The organism is Planococcus sp. VCh962 (assembly GCF_057748275.1).
The window spans coordinates 12,967-26,174 of the sequence record NZ_JBYLHS010000014.1 but is presented as its reverse complement, the minus strand read 5'-3'; the positions used below and the strand labels follow the sequence as shown (position 1 = coordinate 26,174).

Below are 13,208 nucleotides of genomic sequence, written 5' to 3'. Positions count from 1 at the left end.
GGAAAAATCCAAAAGAGATGCAAGTACTTTAACTATTGGGAGGAATTAGGATGAGCCAAAACAAACTATTAACAGGATTACTTATGGGAGCTGCGGTTGGAGTGATCGTTTCCTTATTTGACCGCAATACACGAAACGATGTAGTGAACAAATCGAAAAAAGTTTCTAGCAATGCTCAATACTACGCTAAAAATAGAAATGAGTTAAAAACTGCTGTGCAGCAGCAAGCAGAGAAAATGCAGAATCTTTATTCACGAATTTCCGAAGACGCTTCTTATGTAGGGGATAAAGTGAATGAATTAAAAGATTTGACTCCTCAAGTGAGAGAGTTGGCGATGGAGACTAAAGAAGCTTTCGTTGACACAAAAGATGCGGTAATCGATTCGAAAGATGACGTATTGTCTGCATTGAAAGAAGATAGCCCATCTGGCACTTCATCTTTGACGGAAGGCAATGATTCTTCATCTTCAGGTTCTGGAAGCAGCTCAGGATCTAATTCAGGGTCTACAACCGGCTCAAGAACTGGAACGACTTCTGGTACGAATCCAGGATCGAATTCTGGGAACACATCAAGTTCAAATTACTCTGGCACGAACTCTTCAAAAAAGGTCTAATTCCTATAGGAACACGGGATAAAGGCAAAACAACAGAGCCGGAGGAACGGTTGCATAATTTAGCGGTAAGCTATGATGTCACAACCGGAAAAGGTTTTTTGAAAGAATTAATTAAACGAATTAAAGAGATAGATGTAACAGGACTAGGAGCGCAATTGGCGTTCTTTTTCCTGTTGTCGATATTTCCGCTTCTAATTTTTACAGTGACCTTATTGCCTTATTTAAATTTATCGGAAGATCAAATTTACAGCTTTATCAAAGAAGTAGCTCCAGTTGAAGTCTATACAATTATTGAAGAGACGTTAAAGGAAATATTGACCAATCAAAACGGCGGCCTTTTATCTTTTGGTATTATCGCAACCATTTGGTCGGCAAGCCTTGGTATGGATGCACTGATAAAATCATTGAATTTTTCTTATGGTGTGGAAGAAAACCGGCCTTTGCTGATAGCGCGAGGGATGTCAATACTTTCCACAATCCTCTTCATCTTCATCTTAATCGTGGCACTTGTACTGCCGATTTTTGGACGGCAAATCGGTCTTTTCATTTTTACTTTCCTTGGTTTGGAAGAAGGATTTCTGGAATTATGGGGCGCCATCCGTTTTACTATTCCGCCTCTAATCATTTTCGGGGTGTGTTCAGTCATTTACTGGGTAGCGCCTAACATCAGACTGGATGTCAAAAGTGTTATGACGGGTGCTGCTTTCACGGCAGTGGGCTGGTTAATCATCTCCTATGCCTTTTCCATATACATTAATAATTTCGGCAATTTTTCAGCGACTTATGGCAGTATCGGCGGGATCATCATTTTGATGCTTTGGTTGTATGTATCGGCCATGCTCCTGTTGATAGGAGGGCAGATCAATGCGGTCATGCAAGGGCGAAGAGATATGATTACAACGAAGAAGAATAAGCGCAGGTGGCTTGTGAAACGTTAAAGTCATTAAAAAAACAATCCATGCCAGTAATTTCTCTGGCATGGATTGTTTTTTTTATGCATATTATTCTTCTTCGCTTGGACGGGCTTTGAATTGCTGCATTTTATCATCCAGTTCATCAACCATAGCGATTAAGCGATCAATATCTTCTAGTTCGGTATTTTCGGGCTCAATGGCATCTAATACTTCCAAAAACATATTTAAGCGTTGTTTCATGTATTTTACTTGTTGTTCTTTATCCGTAATGGATTTACCCATTCGAAACACCTCTTTTCGCATGTTAATGGTAGCTGAAAACAGAAGATAATACAATAAAATCTAGGTAAAAAGAGTGAATTTATTATTTTGAATGTTTTAAATATTTACTTAATGTAATTATTATGTTAAGCTGACGTTAATCAATAGAGAGGGGAGGCAAAAGTGAAAAGCCAAAACCAATCACTGTTGGAACAAAAAGGAGGGTGTTCGAATATTTCACCGGCGCTTTATGCCGAAGAAATCGAATTATGAAAAATCAATCGGATATTGCTAAAACTTAGAGGCTCAGCCGGAATCTGAAATCAGATACGGACTGAGCCTTATTTGTTGTTTAAAGGATTTCATAAGTTTCGGTTATGTCAATGGACTGCTCCATCGTGCGGACCATGGAACAATTTTTTCGCGTCAATTCCATGACACGCGGCATTTTTTCGGGATCGATTTTGCCGGTTAAAATAAAATGTAAATGCACTTTGGAAACACGGCTTGCTTCTTCCTCGATACGCACTACGTCCTTTACTTCGATTTGGATGTCTTCTGCAGGCATCCGCATCTTCTCCAAGACTTTTCGCATGACTCCACCACTGCATACAGCCAGAGAGGAAACGAGCAGCTGATAAGGGCGGAAGCCGTATTCTTCATTGCTTGAAACCAATAGTTCCCCAAATGGCAAATTTCCTGTAAAGCCGTTTTCATTCATTGAAAATTTCATCGATTGAGACCTCCTTATGTTAAAATTGTATCTGAATTCCAATGAAAGATAAAAGAACGAGCTTGCGCAGGAGGTACAGATGAAGATTTTCTTAAAAAGCGAAAGAGCCCGGTTCTGGGTTTTGGTGGCAATCGTTTCAATATCAGGCTTTTCACAAGGGATGCTGCTGCCGTTAATCGCCATTATTTTTGAACAAGACGGTGTATCATCGGCTTTAAATGGTTTAAGTGCTACCGGTTTATACATAGGAACATTGGTGGTTGCCCCTTTTATGGAACCGCAATTGCGTCGGTTCGGCTACAAGCCGCTGATTTTATTTGGCGGCGGCTTGGTAATCGCTTCTCTGCTTTTGTTTCCGCTTTGGAAAAGCGTTTTGTTTTGGTTCGTGCTGCGGGTACTGATTGGCATTGGTGATCAGGCGCTGCATTTTTCAACGCAAACTTGGATTACCAGTTTTTCTCCTCAGCATCGGCTGGGCCGGAATATCGCAATCTATGGTATGTCATTCAGCGTCGGATTCGGTGCCGGGCCGCTTTTTGTACCGCTCGTTGAAATCTTTGAAGCGTTGCCATTTATTGTTTCAGGGATATTATGCTTAATGGCCTGGTCACTCGTCTTCTTGCTGAAAAATGATTACCCGCAAGTGACTGCGGGAGGCATGTCAGAAAAGGGGACCACTGGGCGATTCAAAGCTGCACTCGTGATTGCCTGGGTCGCATTTTTGCCGCCGCTTGGATATGGCTTTTTGGAAGCTTCTTTAAATGCGATTTATCCGGTATATGCGCTGCGCCAAGCGATTGATGTCAGCATGGTCTCAATTATGCTAGCCGCATTTTCATTGGGGGCCATCGCTACTCAGTTGCCTCTTGGAGCTTTAAGTGACCGGATTGGCAGACGAAATGTGCTGCTCAGTGCATTGATAGGCGGCGCCGCTGTTTTTGGCACTGCCAGCTTTTTTGAATCGAATGAGTGGCTGACCGTAGCATTCTTTGCTCTGGCAGGAATGTTTGTAGGATCGATGTTTTCTTTGGGGATTTCCTATATGGCGGATCTGATGCCAAAGGATTTATTGCCAACTGGGAATTTGTTGTGTGGCATCGCTTTTAGCATTGGCAGTTTGTCAGGGCCATTTTTAGGAGGGCTTTTTGTTGAATATTCGGGTGGCTTAAGCTTCTTGCTTTTGATAGCGGCCATGCTGCTTCTGCTGTTTGTTCTGATTTTGTTTAAAGGGGAACGGGGAAAAGAGCAAGTGGCTGAATTTGAATAACAGGGAACTCGGCCAAATGGCTTTTCTTCAACATCTTGGTTCATGTAACAAGCAAAAAGGACAAGAAGCCGATTTGGCTTCTTGTCCTTTTCTTATTTCAATATCAATTTTGTGACAGACTCTACTTGCGCTGTCTGCGGGAACATATCGATTGGCTGAATATACTCGATTTTGTAGACTTTCGTTAATTGCTGCAAATCCTTTGCTAATGTAGAAGGATTACAAGACGTATAAACAAAACGCTTTGGTTTCACTTTCAATATGGTTTTTATTAAGGCTTCTCCAAGACCGGTCCGGGGAGGATCGACGGTCAAAACATCTGGAACATAGCCTTCATTGTGCCAAGTTTCCAGCCATTTTTCAGCACTGCCAGTCACATATTTTGCATTATAGCCGTGTTTTTTGGCATTCGCTTTTGCATCGACGACACTTTCGTTGAGCAAATCCATGCCTCGGATTTCTTTCGCCCGGTCAGCTAGCCATAAGCCGATCGTTCCGACTCCACAATAAGCATCGACAACAGATTCTTTTCCAGTCAAATCAGCTGCCCGTTTGATTTCGTCATACAACTTAACGGTTTGCTTTGGATTCAATTGGAAAAATGCCCGAGCAGACAAATCAAATGACAATTCACCCAGTTTTTCGTGGATGGTATCTTTGCCCCAAAGTGTGATTGTTTCGTCGCCAAAAATCAATGAAGTTTTTTCTTTGTTGATATTTTGAACGATGGAAACAATTTTAGGATCCAAAGATTTCAATAAGTCGACCAGCATTTCCTTTTGCGGCATTCTTGCTCTTGTCGTAATCAAGACAAGCTGAATTTCACCAGTTTCTACACCTGTGCGGACCACGATGGTCCGGACGATGCCTTTCATTGTTTTGCCATCATAAATCGGCATTTTCAAATCTTCCAGCACCCGTTTGACTTCATTTGTGATGCGGGTGGTATTAGGATGCTGCACGATGCATTGCTCAATGTCGAGCAGTTGATGAGAGCCTTCTGCAAACAAGCCGGCAATGACTTGAGTGCCTTTTAAACGTGTCTGGAATTGGCTTTTGTTGCGGTAGTACCAAGGATCTTCCATGCCGATGGTGTTTTCGATTTTGACATTCACGCCTTTTAAGTAGCGATCGAGCGCCTGGACGACCAAGTCGCGTTTCTCGACTAATTGCTGGCTGTAAGTCATATGCTGTAGTTGGCAGCCGCCACATGCCTCATAAATAGGGCACGGAGGTGTCTGGCGGTGAGGCGAAGGGGTGCGCATTTTCAAAATGCGGGCCTCCGCAAAGTTTCGTTTGATGTTTGTTACTTGTGCAGTAATTTCCTCACCTGGCAATGCACCGGGCACAAACACGACATTTCGTTTAAAAAAGCCGATGCCTTCGCCATTAATGCCTAGCCGTTTTATCGTCAAAGGAAACTTTTGCCCTTCCTCAATAATAGGTTTATCGTTCATTATTTTCACGTCCTTTAGGTAATCATCCCTCCATTATATGCTTATTTGTAGATATCAGCCAGTGCTGACTGCAAATCGGGATAATTGAATTTAAAGCCGTGTCGCTCAAGCACAGTCGGCAATACACGTTGCCCGGTCAGAACCAGTTGGCTTTTGTCGCCGAGTACGGCTTTTAAAGCAAATGAAGGCACAGGGAACCAGTGTGGACGGTGCAGTGTTTTTGCAATTTGTTGGCCAAAATCCTTCATTTGTTTTGGGGCGGGAGCTGTGACGTTGAACGGCCCTTCGATTTCTTCATTCTCCAGAGCAAATTGGATAGCTCTTGCCACATCTTTCACATGAACCCAAGACACCCATTGTGTCCCTGAGCCGACGGTGCCACCGACGAAAAGTTTATAGGGAAGCGCCATCAACGGCAGAGCGCCATCTTTTTTGCCAAGAATAATCCCGAATCTGCCATGTGCTACCCTGACTCCGTGGAATTTAGCGTGATCCGCAAGTTTTTCCCAATCGATAACGGTCCGGGCAAGAAAGTCTTTAGCGAAATCTGCCGAGGCTTCCGTATATGTAACTTTGGTCGAAGGCTTGTAGATCCCTATGGCACTGGCGTTGACAAGCACGCGAGGTTTTTTGTTCAATTTTCCGATAATCCGAAGCACTTCTTCTGTCGCTTCCATCCGGCTATTATAAATTTCTCTTTTTTGTTCTTTGCTCCATCTGCCATCGTTGATCGACGTACCCGCCAAATTAATGATGGCATCCACGCCTTCCAATTGTTTCTCCGGCACAGCCCCTTCTTTCAACCATTGAACATATTTGGTGTTTGCCGTAGAACGTTTCGGGTTTCTCGTTAAAATATAAACCATATGCCCTCCGCTATGGAATAACCGGGTCAGTTCCTTTCCAACAAAACCAGTTCCGCCTGTAATTGCTATCTTCATCCGTATCGCCTCCATTTCTTCTAATATTACCCGCAATCCATGCATTTAAGCATTCGACAGGTTATAATGAGAAAGGAAGAGAGGTGCCGAAAATGCCGATTATTTCAAAAATCACCAGAGGGAAAAGGAATCCGGAAAGGTATAATATTTACCTTGAGGAAAAGTTTGCTTTTAGTGTGGATGAAGCGGTACTGATCCGGTACCAGCTTACAAAAGGAAAAGAGCTAGACCAATGGACCATCGAAGAGATGAATTTCGAAGACGAAGTCCGGAAGGCATACAACAAAGCTCTTAATTATCTCGGATTCCGCATGCGCAGTGAAGACGAAGTGCGTACCAAATTGAAAGAAAAAGAATTTGGTGACGCTGTGATTGATGAAGCAATTAAAAAGCTCTATACCCATAAATTTTTGGACGATCAGGCATTTTCAGAAGCGCTCCTTAGGACGCAAGTGAACTCTGGGAAAAAGGGACCGCGTGCAATTCAGCAGGAAATGCAAAAAAAAGGAATTGATAAACAAATGCAGGAAGACGTTTTGAATTCCTATTCTGAAGAAGAGCAATTGGAAATTGCCAAAGAATTGGCAATAAAAATTGCTGCTAAAGAAAAGATGAAAACTCCGAGCCAGATCAAACAGAAAATAAATGATTCATTAATGAGGAAAGGGTATTCCTACAGCTTGATAAAATTGGCTATAGAAGACCTGGACCTTGAAAAAGATGAAGACCAGTGGACAGATATAGTCAAAGAACAAGGCGACAAACTATGGAGAAAACACAGCAGCAAACTCACAGGCTATGACTTGAAATCGAAAGTCAAACAAGGCTTGTATCAAAAAGGATTCCCAAGCGAAGTGATCGGCGAATACTTGGATAAGAAGGAGCAGGAAGATGACTGAAGAAAAGCGTTACAGTGAAATGGACGAACATGAATTGCGAAATGAAATCGCACGTTTGAAAGAAAAAGCGAGAAAAGCGGAGCAGTTGGGCATGGTCAATGAATTTGCAGTGCTTGAACGGAAAGCCGTCATGGCAGCTGCATATATGTTGGATCCGGAAGAGTTCAAAAAAGGTGAAGTTTACCGCATCGAAGGGGATCCGAACGTCTTTTTTCAAATAGATTACCTAAAAGGCCGGTTTGCATGGGGATATCGCCTCGGAGGAGAAAAATATACTGAAGCGTTGCCAATTTCTATGCTGCGTCCATTGAAAGAAGGGAAGTAGACGAATGAATGAAATGATTGATCAGCTGATTCTGGAATTGCGCGAAAAGAATCCGAATTTAACAGAAGAAAAAGCTCGTACTTGGATTGAATTGCTGGTGTCCGATTTCGAATCTTCTTATGCAAAAGCAGGATACGATTATCAAGGAACAGCAGTAGTGGAAAAAGTGATCCGCCAATGGATTACAAGCTATGGCGACAAAATACATGAATTTGCCGGGAGAAACCCGAAGTATGCACATTTACTGAATGAGCACAACAATTAAAAAAACGCACACTCTAGTTGTGTGCGTTTTTCTCTTTGATTGTCAGAGTTAATGCGGTTGTCGAACCTGAACGGCCGTTTCCGCTTTTCATTAGTTATGGCTGAAGTCAAGTTTTTTCCTTAGTTTATCTTCGCTGAAGATCCAGCCGGTATAGGAGTTGACGACTTTGCACTGTTCGTTTAAATGGGCAACTGCTACGAATGGGTAATAATCATTGCTCCGGTAGCGCAAATCGATCAGGCGGACTTCGTATAAATCTTCAAATTCATTGATTTCCCATCTGTAGAGAGGGGAGAATGAAACAAAGGCTGCGAGATTTTTGTCTTTTAAAGCGGCTTGAATCAGATTCGATTCCGGCAAAGGTTTTTTTAAGAACTTGTCGTAAATATTGATAGAACGCCCATAAGCTCTTCCTACATAATGATGGCGCTCTGTATCCGCTGCAATCCGCCACTGAAAAAAACGCATGGTTGGTGCCACGATGATATTGGTGGTACCGGGTATTGTGTTGCGGACTGCATGTTTAACTGCAGATTGGACAGCGAACCGGGAAACGTAATAGAAAAACAACAAGCTATATAAAATAAGCATTGTCCAGACAGGATCGGATCCGAATGCCCAAAACATAAGGGCGATCAAATGGGCACCGAAAATAATTGGGTCAAAGGTATTGATAACTCCAAGAGCTACCCAGCGGTTAGAAAATGGCCGGAGGGCTTGAGTTCCATAGGAATTGAATATATCTACGAAAACATGCAGAAATACAGCCAGGAATGTCCATAGCCATAAATGGAGTGAATTCGCATCTGGCAAAATAAGCAGTAAAGCGGCAGTAATGACCAATGGCCATAAAATAACAGCTGGGATGGAGTGGGTAGCGCCCCGGTGATGGCGGATATAAACGGCGTTGTTTCGCAATTTGAGTACAGTATCGATATCAGGTGCCTGCGAGCCGATAATGACCCCTGCAAAAACAGCAGTCATTGTAGCAGGATGGTTAGCAACAACCGGATCAGCCATTGCCAGGCCGCCAAGGGCTATGCCCATGACTATATGTGTACCTGTATCCATGGCCACATCCCCTTTCTATAAATGATATTTTATGTCGGAAAAATGTAGAGCCCGGCAGAAAAGTTTATAACTATTATATACCCCGGAATCCGGTGGTGTAATCTACTGAATGGAGGCATTCAAAATAGCACTTGATAAATTGCAATTTCAAAAAGATTTAATTAGCTGGTTCGCGGAGGAAAAGCGCGATTTGCCTTGGCGCCGTACATCAGATCCTTATCAAATTTGGATATCGGAAATTATGCTGCAGCAGACAAGAGTAGATACCGTAATTCCTTATTACAAACGCTTTGTCGAAAAATTTCCGACTTTACAGGATTTAGCAGAAGCGGATGAGGAAATTCTGCTAAAGCAATGGGAAGGGTTGGGGTACTATTCCCGCGCCCGTAATTTGCAGGCAGGCGTTAAAGAAGTGGCTGAAAAGTACGATGGCATAGTGCCTGCGAGCCGAAAAGAAATTTCATCATTAAAAGGAGTTGGGCCCTACACGGCCGGCGCTGTACTCAGCATTGCTTATGGAATTCCGGAACATGCAGTTGACGGAAACGTAATGCGTGTGATGTCCCGGATTTTGTTGATCGAGGAAGACATCGCTAAGCCGAAGACCCGCAAGATTTTTGAAGAAGCAGTGACAGAAATCATCAGCCATGAAGATCCTTCATCGTTTAACCAGGGGCTGATGGAATTAGGGGCTTTGATTTGTACGCCGACTTCGCCTAAATGCTTGTTATGCCCAGTTAGAGAGCATTGTGCAGCATTCCACGAAGGCAAACAGCACGAATTGCCGATAAAAACGAAAGCCAAAAAAACAAAAGCCGTGCAATATGCGATGCTTGCCATCTGTGACGGGGAAACTGTTTTAATGGAAAAAAGGCCCACTACCGGATTGCTGGCCAATATGTGGCAATTTCCGATGGTAGAGTTAACAGAAGAAGTGTTGCCCTTGGAAATAGAAGAACAGCTTTCGGAAAACTTTCAAGGTGTGGTCAGCAATGCCGAAAAAATTACTTCTTTCAAACACGTGTTTTCTCATTTAACATGGAATGTGGATGGTTATATTGCAAAAGGCGAAAATTTAAATATCCCCCCTCATATGAAATGGGTGACGCCCGAAGAATTGGAATTGCTTCCGATTTCTGGCCCAGTCCAAAAAATGAAGGCAGTCTTAAAACAAAGAGGAGATGTATGACCATGGCAGAACAAAAAGTAGCATTGGTGACAGGCAGCAGCAGAGGGTTAGGAAAAGCATTGGCCATAGCACTTGCGGAACAAGGGTATGACATTGTTGTAAACTACGCTCGAAGCAAAACGGCTGCTTTGGATACCGTTAAAGAAATTGAAGCAAGAGGTCAGAAAGCTCTGCTTGTCCGTGCAAATGTCGGAGATGTGGACAAATTGCGTGGCATGTTCGAAACGATCAAAGAAGAATTCGGACGCCTGGATGTCTTTGTATCAAACGCGGCTTCCGGAGTGCTTCGCCCCATTACGGAACTTGAAGAATCGCATTGGGACTGGACAATGAATATCAATGCGAAAGCAATGTTATTCGGTGCTCAGGAAGCAGCAAAATTGATGGATAAAGGAGGCAAGATTGTCGGCATCAGTTCATTGGGGTCTATCCGATATCTGGAAAATTATACGACAATCGGCGTTTCCAAAGCTGCAGTAGAATCGCTCACTAGATATTTAGCGGTTGAACTTGCGCCTCAAGGAATATCCGTCAATACGGTTTCGGGTGGGGCTCTTGATACGGAAGCATTAAAGCATTTTCCAAACCGTGAAGAATTGCTGAACGATGCTCGCGTGAACACACCTGCTGGCCGCATGGTGGAAATAGATGACATGGTAAAAACAGCTCTTTTCCTTATTTCTGACAATGCGGATATGATTCGCGGCCAAACAATTATTGTTGACGGAGGCCGTTCGGTCGTCTTGTAAACTTGTCTTGCTTGCCTTTTCGCTGTATGTTTTCAGAATTGATTGATATAATCATGAGGACACTTAAACTATATACGGCTTAGACGAAAAGGTGGGATGGACATGGCGATACCCGTGGAGGGAGAAACGATACAAATCCACAGTTACAAACACAACGGCCGAATCCACCGTGTCTGGCAGGAAACAACGGTACTGAAGGGAACAAATAACATAGTAATCGGTGCAAATGAGCGAACCATGGTGACTGAATCTGATGGCAGGACATGGCTCACGCGAGAGCCGTCCATTTGTTATTTCCATGCAGAACATTGGTTTAATATTATTTGCATGCTTCGTGACGATGGGGTTTATTATTATTGCAATGTGAGCTCTCCTTTTGTTTATAACAATGGATCATTAAAGTACATCGATTATGATTTAGATGTTAAAGTGTTTCCAGACATGTCGTATACCTTGTTGGACGAAGACGAATATGAAGAGCACAAACGGCAAATGGGATATCCGGAAGTGATTGATCAGATTTTGCATCGGAATGTGGATAAGCTGATTGGGTGGATTAAACAGCGGAGAGGTCCTTTTGCTCCGGACTTCATAGAAGTTTGGACCAGCCGGTATGAATTTCATAGACAATACCGGCTCACGGAATAAAGGAAAACCTGTTGCTTGCCAACAGGTTTTTCGTTTGGAATAGAATGGAGTGAATTGTTTGAGTACGACGAAGCGCTATATGAAATTTGTAAAACCTTATTACTGGCAGATTGCATTAACGATACTTATTGGTATTTTCAAGTTTGCCATTCCGCTTTTCATTCCTTTGCTTATTAAGATTGTCATAGATGATATTATCGGAGCCGATGGATTGTCGAGCGATGAAAAGCTGAAGCAGTTGTATTTATGGCTTGGCGGAACAGCGATTTTGTTTTTCATCTTACGGCCACCAATTGAATATTACCGCCAGTATTATGCGCAATATGTCAGCAATAAAATCTTATATGATATCCGCCAAAGCCTGTTCGCGCATCTGCAGAAGCTGAGTCTCCGTTATTACGCCAACACGCGTGCAGGAGAAATTATTTCCCGCGTCATCAACGATGTAGAGCAGACGAAGAATTTCGTCATGATCGGATTGATGAATTTATGGCTTGATTTGGCGACTATTTTGATTGCCATCGGCATCATGCTGACAATGGATGTGCCGCTGACGATTGTGGCGCTGCTTGCGTTTCCATTTTATGCATTCAGCGTTAAGTTCTTCTTCGGCCGCCTGCGCGATTTGACGCGCAACCGTTCGCAAGCGTTGGCGAACGTGCAAAGCTATTTGCATGAACGTGTTCAGGGAATGAGCATTATTAAAAGTTTTGCGCTTGAAAAACATGAACAAAAAATATTTGATGCCACAAATGATGAATTCCTGGATAAAGCCATCGATCATACTAAGTGGAATGCCAAGGCCTTTGCCGTAGTGAATACAATTACGGACATTGCACCATTGCTGGTGATTGCCTATGCAGGGTATCAAGTAATCCAGGGAAATCTGACACTAGGAACAATGGTGGCGTTTATCGCCTATATTGAACGCCTTTATAATCCGCTTCGGAGACTGGTAAATTCATCGACGACATTAACACAATCTTTCGCATCGATGGACCGTGTTTTTGAATTGATTGATGAAGATTACGACGTGACGAATAAAGAAGGGGCAAAAGATTTGAAAGTAGTGGACGGTAAATTGGAATTCAGGGATGTTTCTTTCCATTATAATGATGAAGGAACGGAAGTGCTGTCCGATTTGAATTTCACTGTGAAACCGGGAGAGACTGTTGCTTTTGTCGGAATGAGCGGCGGAGGCAAGTCGACCATCGTTTCATTGATTCCGCGATTTTATGACGTAACAAGCGGTGCAATTTATATGGATGACCACAATTTAAGAGATATATCCATCCATACACTGCGAGATCAAATCGGTTTGGTGTTACAGGATTCTATTCTTTTCAGCGACTCTGTGAAATCGAATATCCTGATGGGTAAACCAGGAGCGAGTGATGCAGAAGTGATTGCGGCGGCGAAAGCGGCCAATGCCCATGATTTCATTGAAATGCTTCCAGAAGGATACGATACGAAAGTGGGGGAACGCGGCGTTAAATTGTCTGGTGGCCAAAAACAACGGATTGCTATAGCCCGGGTGTTTTTGAAAAATCCACCGATACTGATTTTAGATGAAGCGACCTCCGCGCTCGACTTGGAAAGCGAAGCGCTGATCCAAGATTCGTTGGAGCGATTGGCCCATGACCGGACGACTTTGATTGTGGCCCATAGATTATCGACTATTACCCATGCGGATCAAATCATAGTCATCGACCATGGCCATTTAGCAGAAAAGGGCACCCATGATGAACTGATGAAGCAGCAAGGAATTTACTATAATTTATTTCAAGTCCAACATTTTAATTGATAGTGCTAAAGACCCTCGGAATCTGCGAGGGTCTTTTTTTAATGAAGCATGGAAATACTATCAATTTCCAA

15 protein-coding genes are annotated in these 13,208 nt (G+C 43.0%); 10 read left to right on the top strand and 5 right to left on the bottom strand.

The features are described from left to right. The first annotated feature begins 50 nt into the window (after positions 1-50). Positions 51-614 (top strand): YtxH domain-containing protein, encoded by a 564-nt coding sequence (locus AC3AQ9_RS19825; protein WP_488309199.1) that lies wholly within the window; start codon positions 51-53, stop codon positions 612-614. 50 nt (positions 615-664) lie between these two features. Beyond that, positions 665-1,552, top strand: a complete 888-nt coding sequence (locus AC3AQ9_RS19820; protein ID WP_488309198.1) for a YihY/virulence factor BrkB family protein — start codon at positions 665-667, stop codon at positions 1,550-1,552. Positions 1,553-1,615: 63 nt separating this feature from the next. Here the strand turns inward: AC3AQ9_RS19820 and AC3AQ9_RS19815 are convergent, their stop codons facing one another. Further along, the gene (locus tag AC3AQ9_RS19815) at positions 1,616-1,810 is read right to left on the bottom strand and encodes an SE1561 family protein (protein WP_488309197.1); all 195 of its coding nucleotides are present in this window, start codon (positions 1,808-1,810) and stop codon (positions 1,616-1,618) included. A gap of 331 nt (positions 1,811-2,141) precedes the next feature. Then, complete coding sequence (locus AC3AQ9_RS19810) at positions 2,142-2,522, bottom strand: OsmC family protein (protein ID WP_488309196.1); 381 nt, start codon at positions 2,520-2,522, stop codon at positions 2,142-2,144. Between the two features lie 79 nt (positions 2,523-2,601). Between AC3AQ9_RS19810 and AC3AQ9_RS19805 the strand changes: the two genes are divergently transcribed. Further along, positions 2,602-3,789 (top strand): MFS transporter, encoded by a 1,188-nt coding sequence (locus AC3AQ9_RS19805; protein ID WP_488309195.1) that lies wholly within the window; start codon positions 2,602-2,604, stop codon positions 3,787-3,789. A gap of 92 nt (positions 3,790-3,881) precedes the next feature. On the opposite strand, the gene rlmD is transcribed toward AC3AQ9_RS19805, so the two are convergent. Together rlmD and AC3AQ9_RS19795 are read right to left on the bottom strand one after the other, a co-directional pair. After that, the gene (gene rlmD / locus AC3AQ9_RS19800; protein ID WP_488309194.1) at positions 3,882-5,246 is read right to left on the bottom strand and encodes a 23S rRNA (uracil(1939)-C(5))-methyltransferase RlmD; all 1,365 of its coding nucleotides are present in this window, start codon (positions 5,244-5,246) and stop codon (positions 3,882-3,884) included. Between the two features lie 41 nt (positions 5,247-5,287). Continuing rightward, positions 5,288-6,187 (bottom strand): TIGR01777 family oxidoreductase, encoded by a 900-nt coding sequence (locus AC3AQ9_RS19795; RefSeq protein ID WP_488309193.1) that lies wholly within the window; start codon positions 6,185-6,187, stop codon positions 5,288-5,290. Between the two features lie 92 nt (positions 6,188-6,279). Between AC3AQ9_RS19795 and recX the strand changes: the two genes are divergently transcribed. From recX to AC3AQ9_RS19780, 3 genes are read left to right on the top strand one after another with little or no spacing between them, the layout of a single operon-like run. Continuing rightward, on the top strand, positions 6,280-7,086 hold the full coding sequence (gene recX, locus AC3AQ9_RS19790; protein WP_488309192.1) for a recombination regulator RecX: 807 nt from the start codon (positions 6,280-6,282) through the stop codon (positions 7,084-7,086). Next, positions 7,079-7,411, top strand: a complete 333-nt coding sequence (locus AC3AQ9_RS19785; protein WP_488309191.1) for a YfhH family protein — start codon at positions 7,079-7,081, stop codon at positions 7,409-7,411. The genes recX and AC3AQ9_RS19785 overlap by 8 nt, the downstream gene beginning before the upstream one ends. Before the next feature lie 4 nt (positions 7,412-7,415). Beyond that, complete coding sequence (locus AC3AQ9_RS19780; RefSeq protein WP_488309190.1) at positions 7,416-7,676, top strand: YfhJ family protein; 261 nt, start codon at positions 7,416-7,418, stop codon at positions 7,674-7,676. 90 nt (positions 7,677-7,766) lie between these two features. Here AC3AQ9_RS19780 and AC3AQ9_RS19775 read toward each other — a convergent pair whose 3' ends face one another. After that, a complete protein-coding gene (locus AC3AQ9_RS19775) occupies positions 7,767-8,747 on the bottom strand; it encodes a metal-dependent hydrolase (RefSeq protein ID WP_488309189.1) in 981 nt (326 codons plus the stop codon). 109 nt (positions 8,748-8,856) lie between these two features. Between AC3AQ9_RS19775 and mutY the strand changes: the two genes are divergently transcribed. The 4 genes from mutY to AC3AQ9_RS19755 all read left to right on the top strand — a co-directional run bounded on the left by mutY (position 8,857) and on the right by AC3AQ9_RS19755 (position 13,137). Then, a complete protein-coding gene (mutY, locus tag AC3AQ9_RS19770; RefSeq protein ID WP_488309188.1) occupies positions 8,857-9,936 on the top strand; it encodes an A/G-specific adenine glycosylase in 1,080 nt (359 codons plus the stop codon). Positions 9,937-9,938: 2 nt separating this feature from the next. Further along, complete coding sequence (gene fabL / locus AC3AQ9_RS19765) at positions 9,939-10,685, top strand: enoyl-[acyl-carrier-protein] reductase FabL (RefSeq protein WP_488309187.1); 747 nt, start codon at positions 9,939-9,941, stop codon at positions 10,683-10,685. A gap of 102 nt (positions 10,686-10,787) precedes the next feature. After that, entirely contained in the window at positions 10,788-11,333 is a 546-nt protein-coding gene (ntdP, locus tag AC3AQ9_RS19760) for a nucleoside tri-diphosphate phosphatase (RefSeq protein WP_300991909.1), read from the top strand. 58 nt (positions 11,334-11,391) lie between these two features. After that, a complete protein-coding gene (locus tag AC3AQ9_RS19755; RefSeq protein ID WP_488309186.1) occupies positions 11,392-13,137 on the top strand; it encodes an ABC transporter ATP-binding protein in 1,746 nt (581 codons plus the stop codon). Positions 13,138-13,208 lie beyond the last annotated feature (71 nt).

Bases quoted from the DNA above. Each gene is read 5' to 3' on its own strand.
- AC3AQ9_RS19825 (WP_488309199.1), top strand. From the start codon at position 51: ATGAGCCAAAACAAACTATTAACAGGATTACTTATGGGAGCTGCGGTT.
- AC3AQ9_RS19815 (WP_488309197.1), bottom strand. From the start codon at position 1,810: ATGGGTAAATCCATTACGGATAAAGAACAACAAGTAAAATACATGAAA.
- AC3AQ9_RS19810 (WP_488309196.1), bottom strand. From the start codon at position 2,522: ATGAAATTTTCAATGAATGAAAACGGCTTTACAGGAAATTTGCCATTT.
- AC3AQ9_RS19805 (WP_488309195.1), top strand. From the start codon at position 2,602: ATGAAGATTTTCTTAAAAAGCGAAAGAGCCCGGTTCTGGGTTTTGGTG.
- rlmD (WP_488309194.1), bottom strand. From the start codon at position 5,246: ATGAACGATAAACCTATTATTGAGGAAGGGCAAAAGTTTCCTTTGACG.
- AC3AQ9_RS19795 (WP_488309193.1), bottom strand. From the start codon at position 6,187: ATGAAGATAGCAATTACAGGCGGAACTGGTTTTGTTGGAAAGGAACTG.
- recX (WP_488309192.1), top strand. From the start codon at position 6,280: ATGCCGATTATTTCAAAAATCACCAGAGGGAAAAGGAATCCGGAAAGG.
- AC3AQ9_RS19785 (WP_488309191.1), top strand. From the start codon at position 7,079: ATGACTGAAGAAAAGCGTTACAGTGAAATGGACGAACATGAATTGCGA.
- AC3AQ9_RS19780 (WP_488309190.1), top strand. From the start codon at position 7,416: ATGAATGAAATGATTGATCAGCTGATTCTGGAATTGCGCGAAAAGAAT.
- AC3AQ9_RS19775 (WP_488309189.1), bottom strand. From the start codon at position 8,747: ATGGATACAGGTACACATATAGTCATGGGCATAGCCCTTGGCGGCCTG.
- mutY (WP_488309188.1), top strand. From the start codon at position 8,857: ATGGAGGCATTCAAAATAGCACTTGATAAATTGCAATTTCAAAAAGAT.
- fabL (WP_488309187.1), top strand. From the start codon at position 9,939: ATGGCAGAACAAAAAGTAGCATTGGTGACAGGCAGCAGCAGAGGGTTA.
- ntdP (WP_300991909.1), top strand. From the start codon at position 10,788: ATGGCGATACCCGTGGAGGGAGAAACGATACAAATCCACAGTTACAAA.